General features: G+C 40.8%; 21 protein-coding genes. 9 read left to right on the forward strand and 12 right to left on the reverse strand.

Going from position 1 to position 24,605, the window contains the following annotated elements; all coding sequences use genetic code 11:
• The first annotated feature begins 83 nt into the window (after window positions 1-83).
• Window positions 84-1,163: a class II fructose-bisphosphate aldolase gene (gene fbaA / locus OQX61_RS11590; protein ID WP_265841835.1), complete on the forward strand. Its 1,080-nt coding sequence runs from the start codon at window positions 84-86 to the stop codon at window positions 1,161-1,163.
• Between the two features lie 223 nt (window positions 1,164-1,386).
• Window positions 1,387-1,761 (forward strand): GNAT family N-acetyltransferase, encoded by a 375-nt coding sequence (locus OQX61_RS11595; protein WP_265841836.1) that lies wholly within the window; start codon window positions 1,387-1,389, stop codon window positions 1,759-1,761.
• Window positions 1,762-1,797: 36 nt separating this feature from the next.
• Here OQX61_RS11595 and OQX61_RS11600 read toward each other — a convergent pair whose 3' ends face one another.
• From OQX61_RS11600 to OQX61_RS11620, 5 genes are all read right to left on the reverse strand, one after another.
• Window positions 1,798-2,664, reverse strand: coding sequence for a hydroxymethylglutaryl-CoA lyase (locus tag OQX61_RS11600; RefSeq protein ID WP_265841837.1), 867 nt, complete (start codon window positions 2,662-2,664; stop codon window positions 1,798-1,800).
• Window positions 2,642-3,946, reverse strand: a complete 1,305-nt coding sequence (locus OQX61_RS11605) for an NAD(P)/FAD-dependent oxidoreductase (RefSeq protein WP_265841838.1) — start codon at window positions 3,944-3,946, stop codon at window positions 2,642-2,644. Before OQX61_RS11605 ends, OQX61_RS11600 begins: the two co-directional genes overlap by 23 nt.
• A gap of 82 nt (window positions 3,947-4,028) precedes the next feature.
• Window positions 4,029-6,983: a protein translocase subunit SecDF gene (gene secDF, locus OQX61_RS11610; protein ID WP_265841840.1), complete on the reverse strand. Its 2,955-nt coding sequence runs from the start codon at window positions 6,981-6,983 to the stop codon at window positions 4,029-4,031.
• Window positions 6,984-7,096: 113 nt separating this feature from the next.
• A complete protein-coding gene (locus OQX61_RS11615; RefSeq protein WP_265841841.1) occupies window positions 7,097-7,582 on the reverse strand; it encodes a dihydrofolate reductase in 486 nt (161 codons plus the stop codon).
• A complete protein-coding gene (locus OQX61_RS11620; RefSeq protein WP_265841842.1) occupies window positions 7,579-8,373 on the reverse strand; it encodes a thymidylate synthase in 795 nt (264 codons plus the stop codon). The genes OQX61_RS11615 and OQX61_RS11620 overlap by 4 nt, the downstream gene beginning before the upstream one ends.
• A 281-nt stretch (window positions 8,374-8,654) precedes the next feature.
• On the opposite strand from OQX61_RS11620, the gene ispE reads away from it, so the two are divergent.
• From ispE to OQX61_RS11635, 3 genes are read left to right on the forward strand one after another with little or no spacing between them, the layout of a single operon-like run.
• Window positions 8,655-9,458, forward strand: coding sequence for a 4-(cytidine 5'-diphospho)-2-C-methyl-D-erythritol kinase (gene ispE, locus OQX61_RS11625; RefSeq protein ID WP_265841843.1), 804 nt, complete (start codon window positions 8,655-8,657; stop codon window positions 9,456-9,458).
• Window positions 9,459-9,464: 6 nt separating this feature from the next.
• Complete coding sequence (locus tag OQX61_RS11630; RefSeq protein ID WP_265841844.1) at window positions 9,465-9,881, forward strand: OsmC family protein; 417 nt, start codon at window positions 9,465-9,467, stop codon at window positions 9,879-9,881.
• Window positions 9,882-9,885: 4 nt separating this feature from the next.
• Complete coding sequence (locus OQX61_RS11635; protein WP_265841845.1) at window positions 9,886-11,064, forward strand: aminotransferase class I/II-fold pyridoxal phosphate-dependent enzyme; 1,179 nt, start codon at window positions 9,886-9,888, stop codon at window positions 11,062-11,064.
• Window positions 11,065-11,066: 2 nt separating this feature from the next.
• On the opposite strand, the gene OQX61_RS11640 is transcribed toward OQX61_RS11635, so the two are convergent.
• The 5 genes from OQX61_RS11640 to tgt all read right to left on the reverse strand — a co-directional run bounded on the left by OQX61_RS11640 (window position 11,067) and on the right by tgt (window position 17,498).
• Window positions 11,067-11,345 carry a hypothetical protein gene (locus tag OQX61_RS11640; RefSeq protein ID WP_265841846.1) on the reverse strand — a complete coding sequence of 93 codons (279 nt, stop codon included), beginning with the start codon at window positions 11,343-11,345 and terminating at the stop codon, window positions 11,067-11,069.
• Between the two features lie 3 nt (window positions 11,346-11,348).
• On the reverse strand, window positions 11,349-14,159 hold the full coding sequence (locus tag OQX61_RS11645) for a hypothetical protein (RefSeq protein WP_265841847.1): 2,811 nt from the start codon (window positions 14,157-14,159) through the stop codon (window positions 11,349-11,351).
• A 210-nt stretch (window positions 14,160-14,369) separates the two neighbouring features.
• Window positions 14,370-15,263, reverse strand: coding sequence for an EamA family transporter (locus tag OQX61_RS11650; RefSeq protein ID WP_265841848.1), 894 nt, complete (start codon window positions 15,261-15,263; stop codon window positions 14,370-14,372).
• Window positions 15,264-16,367 (reverse strand): LptF/LptG family permease, encoded by a 1,104-nt coding sequence (locus OQX61_RS11655; RefSeq protein WP_265841849.1) that lies wholly within the window; start codon window positions 16,365-16,367, stop codon window positions 15,264-15,266.
• Window positions 16,368-17,498 (reverse strand): tRNA guanosine(34) transglycosylase Tgt, encoded by a 1,131-nt coding sequence (gene tgt / locus OQX61_RS11660; protein WP_265841850.1) that lies wholly within the window; start codon window positions 17,496-17,498, stop codon window positions 16,368-16,370.
• A gap of 129 nt (window positions 17,499-17,627) precedes the next feature.
• Between tgt and OQX61_RS11665 the strand changes: the two genes are divergently transcribed.
• The 4 genes from OQX61_RS11665 (at window position 17,628) to OQX61_RS11680 (ending at window position 22,417) form a co-directional block, all read left to right on the forward strand.
• Window positions 17,628-18,749: a glycosyltransferase gene (locus OQX61_RS11665; RefSeq protein ID WP_265841851.1), complete on the forward strand. Its 1,122-nt coding sequence runs from the start codon at window positions 17,628-17,630 to the stop codon at window positions 18,747-18,749.
• Window positions 18,740-19,372, forward strand: coding sequence for a 16S rRNA (guanine(527)-N(7))-methyltransferase RsmG (rsmG, locus tag OQX61_RS11670; RefSeq protein ID WP_265841852.1), 633 nt, complete (start codon window positions 18,740-18,742; stop codon window positions 19,370-19,372). The genes OQX61_RS11665 and rsmG overlap by 10 nt, the downstream gene beginning before the upstream one ends.
• Window positions 19,373-19,811: 439 nt before the next feature.
• Window positions 19,812-20,903 carry a DNA-processing protein DprA gene (gene dprA / locus OQX61_RS11675; RefSeq protein ID WP_265841853.1) on the forward strand — a complete coding sequence of 364 codons (1,092 nt, stop codon included), beginning with the start codon at window positions 19,812-19,814 and terminating at the stop codon, window positions 20,901-20,903.
• A gap of 152 nt (window positions 20,904-21,055) precedes the next feature.
• Window positions 21,056-22,417, forward strand: a complete 1,362-nt coding sequence (locus tag OQX61_RS11680) for a pyridoxal-phosphate dependent enzyme (protein WP_265841854.1) — start codon at window positions 21,056-21,058, stop codon at window positions 22,415-22,417.
• 111 nt (window positions 22,418-22,528) lie between these two features.
• Here OQX61_RS11680 and murA read toward each other — a convergent pair whose 3' ends face one another.
• Entirely contained in the window at window positions 22,529-23,854 is a 1,326-nt protein-coding gene (gene murA, locus OQX61_RS11685) for a UDP-N-acetylglucosamine 1-carboxyvinyltransferase (RefSeq protein WP_265841855.1), read from the reverse strand.
• Window positions 23,855-23,893: 39 nt separating this feature from the next.
• Complete coding sequence (locus OQX61_RS11690) at window positions 23,894-24,583, reverse strand: DUF4290 domain-containing protein (protein ID WP_265841856.1); 690 nt, start codon at window positions 24,581-24,583, stop codon at window positions 23,894-23,896.
• Window positions 24,584-24,605: the final 22 nt, after the last annotated feature.

Consider the following 24,605-nt stretch of genomic DNA (forward strand, 5'->3'; position numbering starts at 1 on the left):
TAGTTTTTAGTTAAAAATAATAGCCCTTAGATTTGGCCAGAGGGATATTTTTCCTAACTTCGGCATATATAAAATTATAAAAAATGAGTTTAAAAGGCTATAAAGGCGTAATTTACGGAGATGCCGTTCAAGAATTATTTGAGCAGGCTAAAAAACATCAGTTTGCATTACCTGCAGTTAATGTTACCGGTACCAACACAGTTAATGCGGTAATGGAAACAGCTAAGGCAGTTAATTCACCTGTTATGATTCAGCTTTCCAATGGCGGTGCCCAATTTTACGCTGGAAAAACATTGAATAATGACAATTTGAATGCTTGTGTATTAGGCGCAGTTTCTGCAGCTAAGCATGTTCATTTATTAGCTGAGCATTACGGTGTTGCAGTAGTTTTGCATACTGACCACGCAGCAAAGAAACTATTACCATGGATCGACGGTTTATTGGATCATGGCGAGAAATTCTTCGCAGAGCATGGTAAACCATTGTTCTCTTCACATATGTTAGATTTATCAGAAGAATCTATCGAAGAAAACATCGAGATTTCTGCTAAATACCTTGAGCGTATGGCTAAAATGGGTATGACTATCGAAATCGAACTAGGTGTAACTGGTGGAGAAGAAGATGGTGTAGATAACAGTGATGTAGATAGCTCAAAACTATATACTCAACCTTCAGAAGTAGCTTATGCTTACGAAGAACTGAGTAAAGTGAGTGATAAATTTACAGTAGCAGCAGCTTTCGGTAATGTACACGGTGTTTACAAACCAGGAAATGTGAAGTTACAACCGGTAATTCTTAAGAATTCTCAGGACTTTATCAGAGAAAAATTCGGTATCACTGCTGAAAAACCTATCAACTTTGTATTCCACGGTGGTTCAGGTTCTACTCAGGAAGAAATCAGAGAGGCTATCTCTTACGGAGCAATCAAAATGAACATCGATACTGACATGCAATGGGCATTATGGGAAGGTGTTTTGGATTACTATAAAGCAAATGAAGCTTATCTTCAGGCGCAAATCGGTAACCCTGATGGCGATGATAAACCAAATAAAAAATATTATGATCCCCGCGTTTGGTTACGTAAAGGTGAAGAAGCTTTTGTTAAACGTTTGACTCAGGCTTTCGAAGACCTTAATTGTAGAGACGCAAGCGATAAACTATAGTTCTTCGTTTAGGATCACAGGTCTTTCCAGACCGCTAAACAACAGCGCCTGCACCATATATGGGCAGGCGCTGTTGTTTTACATGCTAAATATGATCTACCAAAAGTGGTCACCGGACTAATTATTGGTTTTTGACCAGGCTTATGGAGGTTAATCCGGTAGTAATAAGTCTCCGCGGACAAAGTTTTCCCTTGATACAATCGGAAAAGAAACATTGGATCATGTGTATGAGATTCGAAGAGTCGTTTTTGTGGAGGAGCAGAATTGTCCGCCTGAGCTGGAATGGGAACATGAAGAAGAATCGACTCATTTTCTGGCCACAATGGACAATCAGCCATGTGGTGCCTGTAGATGGAGAAAGACAGATCAAGGTTATAAACTGGAAAGATTTGCCGTGTTAAAAGCATACAGAGGTAAGCGGATAGGACAGGCTTTGGTAGCAGCAGCTTTATCGGATTTACCGGGGGATGCAGATTACATTTATCTGAACGCACAATTAGACGCGATGCCTCTATACGCTAAATTCGGCTTTGTAGCAGAGGGACCGCAGTTTGAAGAAGCAGGAATCCAACACTTTAAAATGGTGAAAAAAGCATAAAAACAGCTTAAAAAAATAAGCCTGAACCTGAAGGCGTTAAGTTAAAAATACCTGTGAGGAAAGCTGTACTGCAGCTTTCCATTTATCCATATCCAGACCTAAAGTTTCTCCTTTACTTTCTAAAAACCAGATCAGGTCTTCTGTAGCTAGATTTCCAGTCAGGTCATCAGTCGCCATAGGGCAACCTCCAAAGCCTTTTAAGGCGCTATCGAAACGCCGGCAGCCACTATCATAGGCAGCCTGTATTTTTTCAATACGCGTCTCCGCTGTGCTGTGTAAATGAACACCAATCTCCACCTGGTCAAAAGTCTTAATCATTCCAGGTAAAATGGCCTTTATTCTTTCCGGGGAAGACACTCCAATCGTATCAGATAGAGAAAGTATTTTGACACCCAGGCTAGCCAGCACATCTGCATGGTTTAAAACAATCTCTTCATTCCATGGATCTCCATAAGGATTTCCGAATCCCATAGACAAATAGACTACCGCAGTTTTATTATGACGATTACAAAGCTCCAGCATTTGTTTTACAGTAGCTAAGGAGTCAGCAATTGTAGAATTCGTATTACGCATCTGGAACGTCTCAGAGATAGAGAAGGGAAAACCGAGCTGATGGATCTCCGGATGTTGTATTGCGGCCTCTACACCTCTTAAATTGGCCACAATAGCCAGTAACTTAGATTGAGTATTACTCAAATCAAGCTTCGCCAATACTTCTGCGGTATCTTTAAGTTGAGGAATGGCTTTCGGACTCACAAAACTGCCAAAATCTATCGTATCAAAACCTACTTGCAACAGCAGATTGATATAAGCTGCTTTGAGGTCTGTATCAATGAAATCATGGATCCCTTGCATGGCATCCCTTGGGCATTCTATGAGTTTAATCGACTTTTGCTGGTTCATGCTTAACTTTCTTATAGTAAGGTCGGATAATCAATCTTGTTCCACGGTCGTAGCTGAAATAACTCCAAACCCAGTTCACAAAAACCACGAGTTTATTTCTAAAACCTACGAGTGTCATCAAATGTACAAACATCCAGGTAAACCACGCGAATACCCCTTGAAATCTGATGTTATGCAAATCAACTACCGCCCGGTTTCTACCTACAGTCGCCATGGCGCCTTTGTCTTTGTATTTAAAAGAAGTAGTCGGTTTCTTCTCAATGATGTTCAATAAGTTATCAGCCAACTGTCTACCCTGTTGTATAGCGGCAGGGGCAACACCGGGATGTCCGTTAGGAAGCTCCTCTGTGATCATAGCCGCCACATCGCCTATGGCATAGATATTTGAGTAACCATCCACTTTATTGATTTCGTTTACCTTCAGGCGGTTGCCACGTACAATAGCTTCCGGATTTAAACCATCCAATATCACACCCTTCACTCCGGCAGACCAGATCACGTTCGCAGAACCGATCTGCTGTCCATCTGCAAGGGAAAGCATTTTGCCATCAAAAGACTGCACCCTGGATTCGGTCATGATTTTTACGCCCAGTTCTGTTAAAAATAAATGAGCTTTTTTGGAAGCCTGGGGAGACATTGCGCCAAGTAATTCAGGTGAACCTTCAATCAGGTATATATGCACTTTATCAATATCCAACTCCGGATAGTCATTTTTTAACACATGTTTTTTAAGCTCGGCAATGGCTCCTGCGGTTTCTACCCCTGTAGGGCCACCACCTACCACTACAAAAGTCAGCAGTTCATTAACCACCAAAGGATCTTGTGCAATCTGTGCCGCCTCTAAATTCTGAAGAATCAGACTCCTCAGGTTTAAAGCCTCGGGAATAGATTTCATTGGCATCGCATGATCCTTAATCTGGTCTTGTCCAAAGAAATTGCTGGTAGAACCGGTTGCAATCACCAAATGGTCGTAATCAATGGTACCAATACTGGTCTGGATGCAATTATCAGAAGGCGTTACACCGCTCACTTCTGCGACCCGGAAAGTCAGATTTTTCTGTCCTTTAAAAATCTTGCGGAGGGGGAAGGCAATGGAATCTGCTTCCAGTCCGCCGGTAGCCACCTGATACAGCAGGGGTTGAAAAGTATGGTAGTTGTGTTTATCTACCATGATCACTTCTATGTCTTTATCTCTTAGTTTTTTCGTTAATTCTATCCCACCAAATCCGCCACCTACAATGACTATTCTTGTTTTGCTGCCTTTCGGGAAGTGTTGCTCCATAATTATTGAGTTTCTTAAATTAGATCTATAACAAAAAAGGCACCCAAAAAGGGTGCCTTTAATTATCTAATGTTAAGATTTCTTATTTGTTCTTACCTAAATCGATAACGATAGGGGTAGAGATACACAATGAAGAGTAAGTACCGATGATACGACCGATCAATAGTGCGAAGATAAATCCGCGGATACTTGCGCCACCGAAGATGAAGATCACAAGTAATACGAAGAATACGGTTAATGAAGTCAAAATAGTACGACTCAATGTGCTGTTTAGGGCAAAGTTGATCAGTTTATTACGTTCTTCACCATGTAAGTCTTCTTTTCCTGTTTCTGCTAATTTCTCACGGATACGGTCAAATACAACTACAGTTTCCGTCATGGTGTAACCCATTACCGTTAAGATCGCAGCGATGAAATCCTGACCAATCTCTAATGAGAAAGGAAGTACACCGTCTAAGATCGTGTAGAAAGATAGTACTAATAACACGTCATGGAATAACGCGATTACCGCACCCAGACCATAATTTAGTTTCTTAAACCTTACTACGATATAGATAAACATCACTAAACAAGAGAACAGGATTGCTCCGTAAGCTCCGTAAACGATGTCACTTGCAATGATTGGACCTACCTTCTCATTACTTTCAATTTTATAAGGAACACCAGTTTTAGCCAAACCATCATGAAGGGCTTTTTCTACCAATTTATCTGCGCCATTATCCGGATCAGTAATGTGGAAAGTAGTGGTGATTTTTAATTCGTTGTTTGCACCAGCAGTTTTTACTACAGTTTCCGACTCAGGGAATACTGCGGCTAATTTCGCTTTTACATCTTCCGTTTCCATTCCTTTATCGAAGTGAACGATATACGTTCTACCACCTTTAAAGTCGATACCTAAGTTCAGACCACCATTCTTGAAGTAGAAGATGAAACCTAATAGGATGATCGCAGTAGAAATGCTGTAATAAAGTTTTCTATGTCCAACGAAGTTAAACGCGATGTTTTTGAACGCATGGATTGTGTACTTATTACCGAAAGTAATGTTTGCTTTTTTCTCTAATAACCAGTCGAATACTAAACGTGAGATCAATACCGCACAGAATAATGAAGAAAGGATACCGATACAAAGCGTTGTTGCAAAACCTTGAACCGGACCAGAACCGAAGATGTAAAGGATAGCACCTAATACGAATACAGTAACGTTCGAGTCAATGATAGAAGACATCGCATGTTTGAAACCTTCTTTAATCGCAACCGGAGTTGGTTTACCTAAGTTCAGCTCTTCTCTTACACGTTCGAAGATCAGGATGTTTGCATCTACGGATAAACCGATTACCAATACGATACCTGCGATACCTGGCAAGGTCAATACAGCACCCAGTGAGACCAGGATACCCATGATAAAGAATAAGTTGATCACCAACGCAAGGTTAGCTACCCATCCTGCTTTATTGTAATATAAAGCCATGAACACTAAGATCACGATAAAGGCAAGCACGAAAGAGATTAAACCATCATGGATTGCTACTTCACCTAGAGAAGGACCAACTACGAATTCACCAACGATTCTTGCCGGAGCCGGAAGCTTACCTGCTTTTAAGATGTTGGCTAAATCTTGTGTATCGTTTACTGTGAAGTTACCAGTGATAGAAGAGATACCGTTAGGGATTTCGTTCTGTACAGTTGGCGCAGAGTAAACTGTATTGTCTAATACAATTGCAATAGATTTTTTGTTATTTGGATCAGCAGCTGCTTCAGCAGTGATTTTTTTCCATTTCGTAGCACCATCGCCAGTCATGTACATGGTTACTTCCGGTCTGCCTTTCTGATCGTAATCATGACGGGCATCGCTGATTGCATCACCACCTAAATCTGGTTTGCCATCCATTGAAGTCGCTTTGATCGCGTACAATTCGAAAATTTTAGCACCACCAGTTGTAGTAACGTCCATTGGTTTAACACTCCACATGAACTTGAAGCTCTGAGGAATGATAGAAGCTATTTCTGCTCTTTTAAAGAATGAGTTTACTTTAGCGGTATCTTTTTGAGCTACCCAACCAACAACCGGACCCGGACGCAATGAAGTCTGTCCGTTTTCGCCCTGGTAAGTAGGTACGTTTAATACTGAGAATAATGGGTTAGATTTCGCAATGTCTTTGTTTTTCAAAGCTGCTGAATCCTTAGTGTCTTTATTTTTAGCAAGACCAGCAAGTTTACTTTCTGATTTCGCAGCAGTATCTGTACCTGTTGTAGCTACTTCAGTAGTTTTAATAGTTGAAGCTAGTGTCTTGTTGATGTTTTCTAATACCGGATACACTTCCTCATTGTTGTACACCTGCCAGAATTGTAATTCTGCAGATCCCTGCAATAATTTGTGAACCCTTTCTTTATCCTGAACACCTGGCATCTCAATCAGGATACGGTTAGTACCTTCAAGTTTCTGCATGTTAGGACTCACTACACCAAAACCATCAATACGGCTTCTGATGATCGTGAAGGAACGGTCGATTGCGCTTGTTGCTTCTTTAGACAAATAGTTTTTAACGTCTGAATTGCTGGCGTTAGCTTTAAGCAATTTAGCGTTGTCCTGATTTGAAAAGTAGTCAGCCAATTTAACATCCGGAGAAAGTTTCTCAAACTCATTAACAAATAAAGCGATGAAATCTTTTCCACCTGCATTTAGTTTCTCCTGAGCAATTGATAGTGCTTTGTTGAAATTAGCATCATCAGGATTACCAGCTAATGACTTAACCAGTTCCGCTAACGAGATCTCCATCGTAACGTTCATCCCACCTTTAAGGTCTAGCCCAAGGTTAATTTCTTTACCTTTACAGAACTGGTAGTTAAATCCAAAAACAGGATAAACCGGCACTGTGGCCATGGAATCTAAATAAGCTTTTTCCTTATCTAAGTCTCCTTTGGCATAAGCCTTTGCGTCTTTTTCAACTTTCGAAGTGACAAAGTTGAATGAGAGAGAATACACACAGACAATACCTAGTAGTATTGCCATAAATTTAATAAAACCTTTACCCTGCATTTGTTTGTAATTATTAGTCTATATAAGCTATATATTTTTTTAACAAGTCGGCAAATCTAATTATTTTTTTAAATAATAGGCCACCTTCTCAATTTTTTATTGCCGGAGCTTAACTATTTGCGTTCAAGCGTTGAAAACGTGTAAGCTACCTTGTTTTTTTCATCCGGAAGATGATTTTCTGTACTGACCTCTTTCCATTCTTCAACATCAATTTCCGGAAAGAAAGTATCTGCTTCGTAGGTTTGGTGTACTCTGGTCAGGTAAATCCGGTTTGTGAGCGCTAAAGCATGGTTGTAGAGTTCTGCACCGCCGATGATAAAAACCTCTCCGGTGCCTTCGCAAAGGGCCAGTGCTTCGTCCAGACTATTGGTGATTTCTGTTCCGGGAAGCTCCAGTTCGCGATTTCTGGTAATCACAATATTACGTCTGTTGGGAAGTGGCCTGCCGATAGAGTCATAGGTTTTTCTGCCCATGATGATGGTGTGACCACTGGTAATGTCCTTGAAATGTTTTAAGTCTGCTGGCAGATGCCATAACAATTGGTTGTCTTTACCGATGGCATTATCTTCGGCAATGGCGACTACAATGGAAACGATCATATGGCAACAGCTCCTTTAATGTGGGGGTGTGGTTCGTATCCCTCCAGGTTAAAATCTTCAAATTTAAAATCCATCAGGTCTTTGACCTCCGGGTTAATCTTCATGAGCGGTAATTTTTTTGGCTCCCTGCTCAATTGCAGTCTGGCCTGGTCTATATGGTTATTGTACAAGTGGGCATCACCAAGTGTATGAACGAAATCTCCGCATTCGAGTCCGCATACCTGGGCAACCATCATGGTTAATAAGGCGTAAGATGCGATATTAAACGGAACTCCCAAAAAGATATCTGCACTTCTTTGGTACAATTGACAGCTTAGTTTACCATCTGCGACATAAAACTGGAAAAAGGCATGGCAGGGTGGTAGGGCCATTTCTTCGATATCAGCGACATTCCATGCGGACACAATAATTCTTCTGGAATCCGGATTGTTCTTTATCGTATGGATGATCTGGCTGATCTGATCGATTTTACGTCCGTCAGGTGTTGGCCATGACCGCCACTGTGAACCATATACAGGTCCAAGGTTGCCATCAGCATCTGCCCATTCATCCCAGATCTTTACACCATTATCTTTCAGGTACTTAATGTTGGTCTCACCACTTAAAAACCAGATCAATTCATGGATGATGGATTTCAGGTGTAATTTTTTGGTTGTCACCATTGGAAAGCCTTCCTGTAGGTTAAACCTCATCTGATAACCAAACACGCTGATGGTTCCGGTTCCGGTGCGATCATGTTTTTGTGTGCCATGATCCAGCACGTGCTGCATTAAATCTAAATATTGTTTCATGTATTGGCAATCTTCTTTCGCCTGCAAGCAGACGTTTGCTATGTAGTATTTTTTAAAAGTAGCATTATATTTTTTAGGAAAGAGGCTGATTTCTCTCCTATTGCTGAGATCAGCGCTGCAAAAGTAAGGAAATTAATCACTCCAAAGTAAGTATATCCAACATATACAGCCCGACACTTAGGATCCCTTATTTCCGTTATTCAGCTGTTTTTCTGAATTTTTAATTAATGTACAAGAGGGAAAATTTGATTTTGTAAGTTTGTGCTACAAAATCAGAATGGATGCTTGCCTTTGCTAATGCTAAAATTAACCTTGGTTTACAGATAACCGGAAAACGTGCGGATGGATACCATAATATTGAAACCGTTTTTTATCCGGTGAGGTTATACGACGTAGTCGAAACCCTGGATGCAGACGTTTTAAGCTGTACCCTGGAAGGCATTGATGTTCCCGGAGCAGTAGAAGATAACATTTGTCTGAAAGCTTACCTGCTGCTGAAACAAGATTTCGACCTTCCTCCACAACACCTTTGTCTGCTGAAAAATATTCCGGTAGGTGCAGGATTGGGTGGCGGTTCTGCGGATGGTGCTTTTATCATTAAACTCCTGAATGATAAGTTTAAACTCGGACTTTCTATTCCTCAAATGGAGGATTATGCCAGAAAACTTGGTGCAGATTGCGCCTTTTTTATCAAAAATGAGCCCAGGTATGCTGAAGGAAAAGGCGATGAGTTTACCGAAATTCAGCTAGACCTTTCCAATTATTTTCTGGTATTGGTGAAACCGGATCTCCATGTTTCTACTGCCGAAGCTTATGCAGGAATAAAGGTTACAGACACTGGTACATCGGTAAAAGATTTAATACATTTGCCTTTGAGGGAATGGAAAGCGAATCTGAAAAATGATTTCGAGGCTTCTGTGTTTTTGAAGTACCCCGAAATCGAAGCGGTCAAAGCGCATCTTTATCAGCAGGGCGCAATCTACGCGGCCATGAGTGGCAGCGGATCAGCTGTATATGCCATATTTGAAGCGCCAGTGCAACTTCTTGAACTCGAAAGAACCAATAAAGTATTTTATAACGTTTAGTGAACTATGGAAATCAACCTGATAAGAAAAAACGATAAATTTAATTTTGAAGCAGAAAACTCTAGCGGTTTTAAGGTAGAAATGGATGCGAAACTGGAAATCGGTGGAGAAGGAAAAGGTTTCCGCCCGATGGAAATGCTACTGATTGGTCTTGGCGGATGCAGCGGAATCGACATGGTAAATGTCCTGACTAAACAAAAAGAGCCACTGGATGATGTTAAAATCAAAATCACGGCGACCAGAAAAACGGAAGAAATGCCGCCGATATTTGACGTAATCAACATTCATTTCGATATGTACGGCGCTTTAAATGTTCAAAAAGTAGAACGTGCACTGGCCCTTACTTTCGATAAATACTGCTCGGTATCCAATATTTTAGGACGCTCGGCAACCATCAACTTTACATATACTATTCATCAATAACAAAATGCAAGAAGAGAACCAAGAAGAGAATTTCGAAACCCTGGCCATACGCTTACAAGCCGAGAGAACCCATTTTAAAGAGCATTCTGTGCCCTTGTACCTGACTTCAAGCTATAAGTTTGACGATTCAGAAGAAATGCGCGCTTTGTTTGCAAATGAGAAGGAAGGCAACGTTTACAGCCGTTATGCCAATCCGAATACTTCTGAATTAATTGATAAAATGGCCGTTTTAGAAGGTGCAGAATCAGGATGGGTAACGGCAACCGGTATGGCTGCTATTTTTACTACATTCGCTGCTTTTTTAAAATCCGGCGATCATGTACTGGCCAGCAGATCAGTTTTTGGATCTACGCACCAGTTACTTAATAATATTTTCCCAAAATGGGGGATTTCCTATACCTATGCGGATCTGGATAAACCAGAACAAATGGAGCAAGGGATTCAGCCAAATACAAAAATCATTTTTGTAGAAACACCTTCTAATCCTGGAATCGATATTATCGACCTGGAGTGGTTGGGGAAACTGGCAAAAAAACATGGTGTATTATTAGTGGTAGACAACTGTTTTGCAACACCATACCTGCAACAGCCTATTAAATTAGGTGCAGATATTTCTATCCACTCGGCAACAAAGTTTATCGACGGACAAGGTCGTACACTAGGGGGCGTAATTTTAGGTTCACACAAACTGATCCTGGAAATTGAAGCCTTCGCCAGACATAGTGGGCCGGCAATGTCACCATTTAATGCCTGGTTATTGTCGAAAAGTTTAGAAACTCTGGCTGTTCGTATGGACAGACATTGCGAAAATGCGTTGAAAGTAGCTGAATTTTTAGAAAGTCACCCACGAATTAAACAAGTAAGATATCCGTTCTTACCTTCTCATCCTCAGTATGACATTGCTAAAAAGCAAATGAAACAGGGTGGTGGTATTGTAACCCTGGTGATTGAAGGTGGCGCAGCTGCTGCCGGGAAATTTATGGACAACCTGAAAATGTTCTCGATCTCTGCAAATCTTGGAGATACAAGATCTATTGCTACACATCCTGCAACCAGTACTCATTCGAAGTTAACGGAAGAGCAAAGGCTGGAGGTTGGTATTGAACAAGGAACTGTTCGTTTGTCAATTGGGTTGGAACACATTAATGATATTCTTGGGGATATCAAACAGGCGCTAAACTAATATTAACTGATATAATCGCGATCTTCATCGCTGATAGATTTTTTAAGGTCCTCTGGGTTTTCCAGGGGACTTTCTTTATCATAAGTACTGATGGTAACTTTTGGTCGCCCGGCCATATAACCAAGTATAAAGCCAATAAAAGTACAAATCCCAATCACTAAAAGCTTAGAAACTGGTGCCTCTGTGAAAATGAAATCAAAGCTTACCTGATCAGTATTGATCATTAAAAAGACAGTAATGAGGACGGTAAAGATGATAATGAAAATGGTTTTGGCTCGCATGTGTTAAAAGCTATAATTTAAAATTAGTTCTAAGATAGGATTTTGGTGATACATTTTGTTTACAAAAACGACTCTGGCTCCTACATCCACCACCGGCTGATAGCGAAGTAAGTTCATACTACTACGCAATTCGAAGCCAAACGTTTTAGGCTGGCTAAGATTTGTATCCTCTCCAAGGTTTTCATAATGACAAAATAATCCGCCGCGAAGGTTTCGCACGTACGCCAATGCGCCCAGTTCTGCATCCGGAAAAGCAATAGGGAAACGATAGTTCAGCAATAGCGTGTTCTTAAGGATATTGATTGCCGGAATATTGTTGTAACCGTAAACGGTATTGATCTGCTGGTCAAATTTTCTGACGCCGGAACTGCGTTGAAAACTGAAATTGGCCAGGAAAGAGTGATTTCTGGCAATTCCCGGGAAATAAAGAAAACTCTCTGCGGCAAAAATATCTCCTGATAACTGGGCATCAAAGGGCTGATGCAGGTAGGAAAACCTTAGTATCTGCGCCCATTTAGGAGCAACATCTCTTTCCGATTGTCTGATGCTATGTGTAAAGCTAAAGCTGTACTCCATCGGGAATTTCAAAGTAGTGATGTAATTATTGGGCATGTTTTCAGGACTATATCTTTTGGTATAACTGGTCGCGGTAGATAGGGAGAAGTTGTAATTGTGGTTTAAGGCGTTCAGACTGATGGGTAAAATTGCCGACAACTGAACGTCGTTTTCCCGCCAATCGCCCTGTTGGACTCCATTTGAACTGTTGTAGAAGGCGCGTTTGGGTCTGTTTCGGTAAGTAGCTCCCAATATCGGGTAAAAACCTTTATAGGTGAACCCGCCATTGTATTCGAAGCGGCCAAGGTCACGGAAGTAATTGACACCGGCAAAAATATTCATCGTATTCAGGAGGTTGTCGGAGTTGATTTGTAGTCCGCCGCGATATTCATCTTCAATAACCGGGTTGATGCTATGCACCTGGAACAGGCTTTTTAATCCGCCATAAGGTTTTGAAGTATAGCTGCTGTCCGGAATGTGCGCAAACACATTACCCGTGTTTTCTTGTTTTTCTGCCGCTTCCCCAAGATAAACAAAGTGGTTTTCTCCCGGAGCTTCCGCTTGAATATTACTTTCTGTAACTTCATAACCATCAATTCCATAGTTGTTGAAAACCATAGACTTTTCATCAGCAGCAAAGGAAGGGTTAAAGGCGCCATATTTGGCTGCGCTCAGCGCGCTTATTTTTTTTGTAATGGGATCAATGTAGTAAATGTTGTCAATTCCGTTGTAGTGTGCATTAAACGCAATTCCTTTGGAAAAGTAAACAGGTCTGCTTAGTTGTTGTTGGGTAGCGGGGATCAATAGCTCCGTTTTTCCGTTGCGATCTACCCGGGAGAGTGATTTTCCTTGCTCTGTTACCGAGACAAAGGCCACTGCTTTGCCATCCGGACTAAAGGACGGGGTTTGCAGAATCAAATTCTCCGGATTCGGATAAGTATGGAGGACTGCGCCGGTTTTGGCATCCAGTTCAATCAGGTTAGCCTGATTGCTCAGGTCATACTTCACCGCGATCACCTTTTTCCCATCCGCAGATATTGAAGGAGAGAAGAGTCTGCTTTTGGAGCTGAGCTTATGAACCTTGCCGCTCGCTAAATTATAGCTGCTGATCACACTATAACTCTGCTGCTTGTATCTGGGATCATACCTGATTTCATCCCAAACCAATACGCCATTCGCATAGCTGAACCATGGCTGCTCCTGTATGCCGATGGAAAGTAGTTTCCTTTCTTTTTTATCCGGAGTAATGATCACAAAATGAGGGGTTTTTCCCTTGCTTTGTTTTAAGGTCAGGATCTCCTGATCATTAATTTTTACCGGCAGAAAATAGCTGGTCGCATAATTTGGTTTTTTATTCAGGGCAGGGTAAACTTTTGAAGGTGTTTTCCCTGCTTGCGCTGTCCATTCTCCCCTCAGCTTTTTAGTGTTTTCCTGAAACCATTCCGTAGTCCCTTTTCCGCTAAATTTTTTCAGGCTTTTAGAGAAAGGATAAAGACGGATAGGGTGGTGTTTGATGTCTGTAAGTACATCATCGAATACTTTTTTTCCTGCACTTTCCCGAATTCGGGATGCCAGCGTATAACCGAGTTGGTAATAACCCGGAGTAAGGTCTTTTTCTGAATCGAAATTAGATTTGGTATAAGAATAGTTTTTCCCTTCCAGCAGTTGCGTTCTGTAGGGCATGATCCAGGAAGGAATTCTTCCACGGCCGGCAGTGGTCAGCGAGGTTTCTATGCTCACTGCATCTCCTTCAAAATACCATAACGGGATGCTTACGCCAAGCCAGGCAAAGTAAACCGTCTCCGGAAATGGATGTGCTTTTTCGCCGGTAAGTTTATCGAATTGTGCCACATGGCGAAGTTCATGAACCGCCAGGTTATTTAGCCAATCCTGACTGTCGAATTGTTGTGGAGGTGTGGTATAGAATTCCGATTTTTTTGGTGCCAGCTGAACAAAGCCGTTTGCAATTACACCCCGGTTTTGAAGCAGGATGGGGATACTGGCTTTTTTTTCGCCCAGACTAGCACCTACATACGGATAAATGGAAGTCATCGTGTTAGACATTCGCTGTGCTTCTTTCTCCAACTCTATAGGATAGATTATCCTGAAACCTGAGGCGTTAATTTGTCTCCATTTTACACGGAATGGGTTTTGTTCCGAGTTGAAAATCTGGGCAAAGCTGGCAGGTCCGGTTAAACTGAATAATAATGAAGCGGTAATGCTGATGATTAGCTGCTTATTTACAGGATATTTCTTCATTATTTGCTTTACTGGAAGGTTTGATTTTTTACAGTTTTTCAATTCTTTTCAGGTTGATCTTTGATTACTCGGGTCTTTCCTTTTTATTTGAGAAACCAGTGGTTTATTCCCCGGGTTTATACCTTTGAAGGTCAGGGATCAGAGTTGAAATATAGTTATTTTTTTGGAGATGAAAAGGGATGTTTTGAGGGGGAGGAATAGTTGTTTTAACTAACTCAGGCTCTTGCGTTTTTGGTATATCGGATACAGGAACACAGCACCGATGATCAGGATGGCTCCGGCATAAAATCCAACCGACATGGTTTCTTTTGTGCCAAAGAAAAGGAAAGCCAGGATAATCCCATAAACAGGTTCCAGATTGGTAATAAGTGCCACACGAAAAGCAGATAGGGTACGCATCACAGAAACGCCTGCTACATAAGCCAGAGCGGTGCAAATGGTGCCCAATAATAAGAGATAAGACCAGTCCGGAAAGCTCAGGTCAAATTGCTCAGAAAGCAGCGATTGGTCAAATAAACGGTAAAGCGTAATCCAGAACAGCGCGCCTGCCATTTCATAAAAACCGATGATCTTTGGGTCGCTTTTCTGTACTAAAGTAGAATTAATGGTAGAGAATAAACTGGAAGCCAGCGCTGACAACAAACCCATAATGATACCTAATGTATAACCGGATTCGAATTTAAAGATCATATAAATCCCCAGAATAATGATCAGTCCGATGACAACATCGGGAACCAAAATCGGTTTTTTCTTGATCAGGGGTTCTAATATCGCGGTAAACAGCGTGAAAGAGGAGAGGCAAACGAGCGTCACGGAGACGGTGGAAACCTTAATGGCGTAAAAAAACAGGATCCAGTGCAGCGCAACAATACTTCCTGTAAAAAAGAACTGCAGAAATTGTTTTCTGGAAATCTTTAGACTGGTTTTGGAACAGAGAAAATAAATAAACAAAGTAAGACTGGCGATCAATACCCGATACCAGACGAGTTGCACCGCATTAACAGAGATCACAGCACCAAGGATACCGGTAAAGCCCCAGATAAAGACGGTAGCATGTAAAATTAACAGGTTTCTTTTTGGAGAGTTTTGAACCGGCGTTGTCACTTATTTTGGTGCTTTTCTCAGTAAATAATAACCCAGTAAGCCGAAAAATATAGTCGGTACCATCACCGCCAAAAATGGTGAAATTCCTCCTTTTAGAGAAAACATCTTCGCAAACTGATTCAAAACAATATAGCCGAAGCTTAAGATAATACCTATTCCCAGAGGTAGTCCTACTCCTCCACGTACTTTTCTGGAGGACAGTGCAACTCCGATCAGGGTCAGTACAAATGCGGATAAAGGTTGCAGGTATCGTTTGTACCGTTCAAATAAAAGGTCGTTCATAATGCCTGAACCCCTGATTTTTTCCTTCTTAATCTTTTCAGAAAGGTCTTTATTAGACAGGTTTTCGTAGATATTGTCGTAGGCCGAAAAATCATCCGGACGCATATCCAGGACCGTATCTTTTGTCATGTTGCTACCACTTATCATGGTTTCTTTTAAGCCGTCAATATTTCTGATGGAATAGTTAGTGAGCTTCCATGAGCGTTTCAGTGAATCCCATTTGATCTCATCCGCCACAATTTTTTTGGTCATCACATCGCCTTTGAAGTTGTCTAAAGAGAACTGAGTTCCGGCTTTAGTCTTATTGTCAAAGCTCTTCATGTAGATATAGGTCTTCGGGTCCAGCTTCATATGGATGTCCGATTTACTACTTGGGTCATTCTTCTTAATATAGGTATTTTCGAAGTTGTTCTTAATCTGGTTGGTATAAGGAAGGATGTACAGATTGGAACCCAGGTTGAATGCAAAAATGATAAACGCGGAGACGAAATAAGGAAGGAGGAAGCGGTTAAAGCTCACTCCTCCACTTAAAATAGGTACAATTTCCGTCTGATCAGCCATCTTTGCCGTAAAAAAGATCACGGCAATAAAGTTGATCAGCGGAGAAAGCATATTGACATAAAATGGAATAGACCCTGCATAATACAGGGAAACCACTTGCCAGAAGGTCAGGTTATTACCAAGGAAGTCGTCGAGTTTCTCTGAAAGGTCAAAGATGACAATGATGACAACAAAAAGCGTTAGGGTATAAAGGAATGTACCCAAATACTTACTGATAATATACCAGTCGATGATTTTAATCCTGCCTTTAAAAAAGTTCATTTATAGTTTGTTACCTAATATGGTCACCATTTTGTTTTTCCAGGCATAAAATTCGCCACTGATGATTTTCTCTCTGGCCGTATTTACTAACCACAGGTAGAAATGTAGGTTGTGTAAGGTCGCAATTTGTGCACCCAACATCTCTTTAGAATGCATTAGGTGTCTTAAATAAGCCTTAGAATATACCTGATCCGCATATAAATCACTTTCAGCATCAATAGGAGAGAAGTCATCTGCCCATTTCTTGTTACCGATGTTGATGATACCGTTTCTGGTGAACAACATTCCATTTCTTGCATTTCTGGTTGGCATTACACAATCAAACATATCTACACCTAAAGCGATGTTTTCCAGAATATTGATTGGTGTACCTACGCCCATTAAATAACGTGGTTTTTCGTATGGTAATATGTCGCAGACTACTTCTGTCATACCGTACATCTCTTCTGCCGGTTCTCCAACAGATAAACCACCAATTGCATTTCCCTCACGGTCCATGCTGGCAATAAATTCCGCAGATTTCTTTCTTAAATCTTTATATACAGAGCCCTGTACAATAGGAAATAAGGTTTGACTGAAACCATACTTAGGTTCTGTCGTATCAAAGCGCTTGCAGCAACGTTTTAACCAACGGTGCGTCATATTGATCGAATTCGCCGCATATTTATAATCACATGGATATGGCGTACATTCGTCAAATGCCATGATGATATCCGCCCCGATAGTACGTTGGATGTCCATCGCATATTCTGGCGTAAACAGGTGTTTTGAACCGTCGATATGAGAACGGAAAGTTACGCCTTCCTCTCTAATCTTATTTACTTTACTCAAAGAATAGACCTGGTAACCTCCGCTATCCGTTAAAATCGGGCGGTCCCAGCCAATGAATTTATGCAATCCACCGCTTCTTTCAATAATGTCTAAACCTGGTCTCAGGTATAGGTGATAGGTATTTCCAAGAATAATCTTCGCGTCAATATCCTCTTTAAGTTCTCGTTGATGAACTGCTTTAACAGTCCCGGCTGTGCCTACAGGCATGAAAATAGGGGTTTGTATCTCCCCATGATCTGTTGTTACTGTTCCTGCTCTTGCCTTTGAATGTGTATCTTTTGCCTGTAAGGTAAATTTCATAAATCTGTATGCTCCACTAAAATCTGCCAAAAATAGCAAAAATAACGCTATAAATGGCCCTAAATTTTTATCCACATAAAGGAATTTACAGATTAAAAACCTGAAATTTGGAGGGTACAAAATTATAACGTGGAATTAACCTTACTAGAGACCTGCCTGCTGGGCGCATTCATCTTCTGTTTCCTAATACAACTATACTTTAGCCTGTTCGTTCATCTGAAACTTGCATTTTATCCCGTAGAACCTATCCCTGAAACGGCAAAAAATCCTTTAAGCGTGGTCATCTGTGCCCGCAATGAGGTGGACAATCTTACCGCTTACCTGCCATCCGTATTGGAGCAAAATTACCCTGATTTTGAGGTGATTGTCGTGAATGACCGTTCCTGGGACGGTACAAGACAGCTTTTAGAAAACTTTGCAAAACAACATAAACGATTGAAGATCGTCACCATCAGAGAAGGGGAGAAGTTCATCGCCGGAAAGAAATTTGCCGTAACAATGGGCATTAAGGCCGCTTCCAACAACTGGCTGGTGTTTACGGATGCCGATTGTCTTCCAGCTTCAGAGAACTGGTTGATGGGGATGCAGCAAAGTGAAAATCCTGAAGTAGACATCGTTTTAGGCTATTCTCCATACCTGAGAAGAAGAGGGATTTTGAACGCATTAATTCGCTTTGAAACCTTTTTTACCGCAGTAAATTACTTGTCGTACGCCATTAAAGGGATGCCTTATATGGGGGTAGGCAGGAATATGGCCTATAAAAAGACGCTTTTCTTTAAGAATAAAGGTTTCGCAGCTCACATGCATATTCCTTCCGGGGATGATGATTTGTTCGTGAATGCGAATGCAACAGCCGCTAATACCGAAATCCGAATCAATAAGGATGCTCAGGTATGGTCGAAGCCAAACACCAGTTTTGGAGCCTACCTGCGACAAAAAAAGCGTCACTTCGGTGCCGGAAAGCTGTATAAAGGCAAGCATAAGTTTATTCTTTCCTGTCAGATTATCTTTCAGTTCCTGTTTTATGCTTTTTTTACGGTATTACTGTTCTTTAAAGCCACTTTATATCCTGCTTTGGGGATCCTGGGCTTCAGTATTTTAATTCGTTGTTTTATCTATCCCCGCATTTTAAAGCGGCTTAATTATAGTGATTTAAGATGGTGCTTCCCGATTCTGGACATTCTCTTATTCATTTTCCTCGTGTTTAATGGCATTCTGTCTATATTTGTAAAAAAGGTAAAGTGGAAATAAGATCAACGCTAATACAAGAATATTTTAAAGATCTGACTGAAGAGCAAATCGCTCAATTCGATCAGTTATATGATTTATACAGTTTCTGGAATGCCCAGATCAATGTGATCTCCAGAAAAGATATTGAAGAGTTATATGTTCGCCATATCCTTCATTCTTTGGGAATTGCTAAATTCTGTACATTCAAGCCTGGTACAAAGGTGCTTGATGTGGGTACTGGTGGTGGTTTTCCTGGAATTCCATTGGCCATTATGTTCCCTGAAACAGAGTTTCATCTGGTAGATTCTATTGGTAAAAAGATCAAAGTAGTAACAGAAGTTGCTGCTGGTCTCGGCCTTAAGAATGTGAAAGCAAGCCACCTGAGAGCAGAACAGGTTACTGATAAATACGATTTCGTAGTATCAAGAGCCGTTACCCGCCTGATTGACTTCTATCCATGGGTTCAAGGTAAATTCAATAAAGACTCCAAAAATGCAATTGCAAACGGGATTCTTTACCTGAAAGGTGGTGACCTGGATGAAGAAATTAAAGAATCCAGGTTGAAAGCAGAGCTTTATCCGCTAGCAGATTACTTTAAAGAAGACTTCTTTGAAACGAAGTTTGTCGTATATATTCCTCAATAATTAAGGTTCTTCTCTTTGTAAGAGATAAAAAAAAGCAGTGACTCTTTTCATCCCCGAATATTTGCTGAAGGGCAAATCTTCGAATGTCTTCAAAGAGCAGCTGCTTTTTTTTTAACAGGCTACATGCGGTTCATCGCAGTAAAAACTGAAAGCCTGTTCATGTGCTTCATTCATCATTGACGCAGTTTATCTTCCTCCTCCCTGTTTACCTTTCGCCTCCCAATTCGTCATTGACCCCCAAATTTGTTGTGATTATCAGACCTTTCAAATTATGTATTCTGTAAGTAAAAAAAGGTTTTGTAAAAACCGACATAGGAAGTTTTGCGCTTCTTCAGCGCAAAAGATTCCCGTCGATGTTGCCGAAACCTTTTTTACGACCAGGAGGGCCAGAATTTTAAAAGACGTTTGATAATCCAACAGATAACACATAAGTTAGCTTATGAGCTTAATTTATAAAATTGCCCTTAGCATGATCCAGAATGTGGGTCATATCACCGCAAAGCACCTGTTAACCCATTTCATTACACCGGAAGCGATTTTTAAAGCCAGCAAAGCAGCCTTAATGCAGGTTCCAGGAGTAGGTGTGATCACTGCGCAACACATTTTAGGTAAAGAGGCTTTGTTGAAAGCCAGGGAACAGTTGAAATTTATAGAACGATACCAGGTGCAGGTGCTGTTTTATACGGATGCTAATTATCCAGTGCGGTTAAAGAACTGTGAGGATGCACCGATCTTGTTATACTATAGAGGAACCGCCGACCTGAATCATCCACGTATTATTAGTATAGTCGGAACCCGCAAGGCCACCAGTTACGGTAAGCTGCTCTGTAAGCAACTGGCAGAGGTGCTGGCACCTTATGAAGTGTTGATTGTGAGTGGACTCGCCTACGGCATCGATGTGAACGCTCATCAGGAAAGCCTGAGTTGTGGTATACCGACAGTGGGTGTACTGGCCCATGGTTTGGATCGTATGTATCCTCAGGTACATGGACCTTTAGCGAAAAAAATGGTACTGAATGGTGGTTTATTATCAGAGTTTCCTTCTCTTACGAATCCTGATAAGGAGAATTTCCCTAAGCGTAACCGCATTATTGCGGGGATTTCAGATGTGACCATTGTTGTTGAGGCGGCATCAAAAGGTGGGGCACTCATTACTGCTGATATTGCCAATTCGTACCATAGAGACGTTTATGCCTTTCCTGGCAGGACTACCGATCTTTATTCCGAAGGCTGTAACTTCCTGATTAAGACCAATAGAGCCGGATTGATCAGTCATGCGAAGGATCTTCCTTACTTTTTGGGCTGGGAGGAGCCCTTGAAAAAGGAGGTTGCTATATTGGAAGAGGAACCGTTAGCACTTGACGCTGTGGAGCTGAAAATATTAAAGGTGCTAAAGATTTCAGATCTGGATATTGATGAGCTGTCGCGGAAATTGGAACTTCCGCAAAGTAGGTTATCCTTGCATTTATTGAACCTTGAAGTAGAGGGCTTGTTGGTTTCCTTGCCGGGCAAGCGCTATCAACGCTGTTAAGATATTCTTTCTTTACCTATATAATAGATGGTAAATAAGTCTATTGGACTAGTAGATTAAAATATTATTTCGTTTGTTTTTGATTTGCAATATTAAATAGTGAATTATGATTTATAAATAGAATTCTAAGGACCAATTTGTATTTTTGTATCATGTGGTACAATAATATTTTGGAAACCATTGGTAATACGCCATTGGTAAAATTGAATAACATTACAAAGGAAATTCCGGCTACGGTATTGGCAAAAATTGAAACCACTAACCCCGGTAATTCGATTAAAGACCGTATGGCACTTAAAATGATCGAGGAAGCGGAGAAAAGCGGTAAGCTTAAACCTGGTGGAACTATCATAGAAGGAACATCTGGAAATACCGGAATGGGACTGGCTATGGTGGCGATTATTAAGGGCTATAAATGTATTTTCACAACTACAGATAAGCAGTCTAAGGAGAAAGTTGATGCTTTGCGTGCTTTTGGTGCGGAAGTTATCGTTTGTCCAACGAACGTAGAACCTGAAGATCCAAGGTCTTATTATTCAGTTTCCTCGCGTTTAGAGCGTGAAGTTCCGAATTCATGGAAGCCAAATCAATATGATAACCTTGCCAATTCTCAGGCACATTACGAGCAGACAGGACCAGAAATCTGGGCACAAACTGAAGGTAAGATCACGCATTTAGTGGTAGGAGTGGGTACAGGTGGTACAATTTCCGGTACAGGAAGATACTTGAAAGAGCAGAATCCTGATATTAAAGTATGGGGAATTGATACTTATGGATCTGTGTTTAAGAAATATAAAGAAACAGGAATTTTAGATAAAAATGAGATCTATCCTTACATTACTGAGGGGATTGGGGAAGACTTTTTACCAAAGAATGTAGATTTTGACGTCATTGATCTTTTCGAGAAGGTGACGGATAAAGATGCAGCCTTGATGACACGTGAAATTGCACGTAAAGAAGGGATATTTGTTGGAAATTCTGCAGGATCAGCTATTGCCGGACTATTGCAGTTGAAAGACAAACTGAAACCTGAAGATGTCGTTGTAGTGATCTTCCATGACCATGGAAGTCGTTATATGGGTAAAATGTACAATGAAGATTGGTTGAGAGAACGCGGTTTCCTTAAGGACGAAAAACTGACTGCAAGGTCAATTCTTGCTAAGAGAGAGGCTACAGAAATCATTACGATTGATTGTGAGAAGAGTATTCTGGAGGCTATTAACAATATGCACACCTTAAATATCTCTCAGATTCCGGTTACTCAACAGGGAATGGTAGTAGGTAAGGTTGCCGAAAGTGATATCCTTAAAGCACTTTTAGAGAATCCTTCTTTGAAATCTGCTCCGGTAAAGGAAATTATGTCCAACACTTTCCCTTTTGTTGATATGAACACTTCAATTGATAAGATTTCAACCCTGATCAATAAAGAAAATTCTGCGGTATTGGTAGAAGATGAGCAAGGTAAGATTGAAATCATCACGCAGTATGATATCATCAATGCAATTTCAGGATAATTCCGGTGATCATAAGATTTTACTAAGCATAAAAAAAGCTCCCTGAATTTCAGGGAGCTTTTTTTATGCTTATTTTTAAGGGCCAATCTTGTTGACCCTATATTTTAAAACCTAGTGACTTGGTGCCGAAGCATCAATACGTTTAATTTGCGCGCCAAGGGCACGTAGACGTGTATCGATATCCTGGTAGCCACGCTCAATTTGCTCAATATTGAAAATTGTTGATTTTCCTTCAGCAGATAAAGCAGCGATCAACAGAGATACACCTGCACGGATATCCGGAGAAGTCATGCTGATACCTCTTAGTTTATATTGCTTGTTGATTCCGTTTACAGTAGCTCTGTGTGGATCACAAAGGATGATTTGCGCACCCATTTCGATCAGTTTATCTACAAAGAACAGACGGCTTTCAAACATTTTCTGGTGAATCAATACTGATCCTTTAGCCTGAGTAGCAACCACCAATACGATACTCAATAAGTCAGGCGTGAATCCTGGCCATGGAGAATCTGCAATGGTTAACATTGATCCATCGATAAATGACTCGATTACATAATGTTTCTGAGAAGGAATGAAAATATCATCACCTCTAAGTTCAAATTTGATACCTAGTTTTCTGAAAACTTCAGGAATAATACCCAGTTCAGCATAGCATACGTCTTTGATGGTGATTTCTGATTCTGTCATTGCTGCAAGGCCAATGAAAGAGCCGATTTCGATCATGTCAGGTAGCATACGGTGTTCTGTGCCACCTAATTTGGTTACGCCTTCAATGGTTAGTAAGTTAGAACCTACACCAGTGATTTTTGCACCCATACGGTTCAACATTTTACACAGTTGCTGTAAGTAAGGCTCACAGGCAGCGTTGTAAATTGTAGTGATCCCTTTGGCCATTACTGCCGTCATCACAATATTTGCAGTACCGGTTACAGAAGCTTCATCCATCAGGATATAAGCACCTTTAAGGGCAGTTGCATCTACGTTAAAGAACTCTTTTTTGGAGTCATATACGAATTTAGCACCTAATTTTTCAAAGCCTAAGAAATGCGTATCCAGTCTTCTGCGGCCGATTTTATCGCCACCTGGTTTAGGGATTGCTGCTTTACCAAAACGGGCCAATAGTGGTCCGACGATCATAATTGATCCTCTTAAACTACCGCCTTTAGCTTTAAATATATCACTTTGGAAGAACTCCAGGTTGATGTTTTTAGCTTCAAAAGTATACGTGTCTTTCGACAGGCGTTCTACCGTTACACCAAGGTCTCCTAAAAGTTCGATTAGTTTGTTAACATCTTTAATATCAGGGATATTGCTGATTGTTATTTTTTCTTCAGTTAATAAAACTGCTGAGATAATTTGAAGGGCTTCATTCTTTGCTCCCTGAGGTGTGATTTCACCTTTTAACTTTTGTCCACCAATTATTTCGAATGCATTCATGTTGTAATAAGCTTGTATAGTATTGTAAATTGGTAAGAATTAGTGTCTTGGTTTTGGATTGTTATTGTTACGTTGAGGGCGGTTGCTGTTACTATTACTAGTATTGCTCTGTCTGCCTTTACTGTTGTTGTTTTGTCTGCCGCGGTTGTTGTTGTTCGCAGGTCTGGCTACTACAGGTTTAAATTCAACCTTCGCAAGGTTTACATTCTCGTCTAATTGTAGTTGTCCACCCGATAGTTCGCGTAAGTTTTTCAGGATAGTTTCATCAGCTACACTGTCTTTGTTCCAGGTTACGTAAGCCATTTTCATGAAATTCGCAATACCCTGAACCATGGCAGCTCTGCGCTCCGGATCGTCAACCGCTTTGGCCTTCTCGATCATCGTTTCTACAGTTTTACCATAATGTTTATAGGTGATTTTTTGCTGAGGATAGCCGATATGTTTCGGTTTCACCAATGCATCTTCCGGTGTAGGCTTAGGATATGGACAGTCTACATCGATTTTGTAACCTGAGATAATGTGTAAATGATCCCATAGCTTGTGCTTAAAGTCAGCAACATCACGCAAATGGGGGTTCAAGAATCCCATAAGATCTATCACCGCCTGAGCGTATTTATTACGTTCTTCAAGGTCGGGTAATTCAATAATGTACTTCACCATGTTCTGTACATTACGGCCGTATTCGGCGAGGATTAACTCGTTTCTTGTGGTATTATAATCGAAATTCATCTGTATAATTATACTTTATTAT

The organism is Pedobacter sp. PLR, assembly GCF_026239675.1.
Lineage (GTDB): Bacteria > Bacteroidota > Bacteroidia > Sphingobacteriales > Sphingobacteriaceae > Pedobacter.

What these genes read in the sequence shown, in the direction of transcription:
- OQX61_RS11615 (WP_265841841.1), bottom strand. Translation starts at nt 7,582, where the DNA reads ATGATCGTTTCCATTGTAGTCGCCATTGCCGAAGATAATGCCATCGGT.
- OQX61_RS11620 (WP_265841842.1), bottom strand. Translation starts at nt 8,373, where the DNA reads ATGAAACAATATTTAGATTTAATGCAGCACGTGCTGGATCATGGCACA.
- dprA (WP_265841853.1), top strand. Translation starts at nt 19,812, where the DNA reads ATGAGCTTAATTTATAAAATTGCCCTTAGCATGATCCAGAATGTGGGT.
- OQX61_RS11630 (WP_265841844.1), top strand. Translation starts at nt 9,465, where the DNA reads ATGGAAATCAACCTGATAAGAAAAAACGATAAATTTAATTTTGAAGCA.
- secDF (WP_265841840.1), bottom strand. Translation starts at nt 6,983, where the DNA reads ATGCAGGGTAAAGGTTTTATTAAATTTATGGCAATACTACTAGGTATT.
- OQX61_RS11600 (WP_265841837.1), bottom strand. Translation starts at nt 2,664, where the DNA reads ATGAACCAGCAAAAGTCGATTAAACTCATAGAATGCCCAAGGGATGCC.
- OQX61_RS11645 (WP_265841847.1), bottom strand. Translation starts at nt 14,159, where the DNA reads ATGAAGAAATATCCTGTAAATAAGCAGCTAATCATCAGCATTACCGCT.
- fbaA (WP_265841835.1), top strand. Translation starts at nt 84, where the DNA reads ATGAGTTTAAAAGGCTATAAAGGCGTAATTTACGGAGATGCCGTTCAA.
- OQX61_RS11690 (WP_265841856.1), bottom strand. Translation starts at nt 24,583, where the DNA reads ATGAATTTCGATTATAATACCACAAGAAACGAGTTAATCCTCGCCGAA.
- OQX61_RS11655 (WP_265841849.1), bottom strand. Translation starts at nt 16,367, where the DNA reads ATGAACTTTTTTAAAGGCAGGATTAAAATCATCGACTGGTATATTATC.
- tgt (WP_265841850.1), bottom strand. Translation starts at nt 17,498, where the DNA reads ATGAAATTTACCTTACAGGCAAAAGATACACATTCAAAGGCAAGAGCA.
- ispE (WP_265841843.1), top strand. Translation starts at nt 8,655, where the DNA reads ATGCTTGCCTTTGCTAATGCTAAAATTAACCTTGGTTTACAGATAACC.
- OQX61_RS11635 (WP_265841845.1), top strand. Translation starts at nt 9,886, where the DNA reads ATGCAAGAAGAGAACCAAGAAGAGAATTTCGAAACCCTGGCCATACGC.
- OQX61_RS11605 (WP_265841838.1), bottom strand. Translation starts at nt 3,946, where the DNA reads ATGGAGCAACACTTCCCGAAAGGCAGCAAAACAAGAATAGTCATTGTA.
- murA (WP_265841855.1), bottom strand. Translation starts at nt 23,854, where the DNA reads ATGAATGCATTCGAAATAATTGGTGGACAAAAGTTAAAAGGTGAAATC.
- OQX61_RS11640 (WP_265841846.1), bottom strand. Translation starts at nt 11,345, where the DNA reads ATGCGAGCCAAAACCATTTTCATTATCATCTTTACCGTCCTCATTACT.
- OQX61_RS11680 (WP_265841854.1), top strand. Translation starts at nt 21,056, where the DNA reads ATGTGGTACAATAATATTTTGGAAACCATTGGTAATACGCCATTGGTA.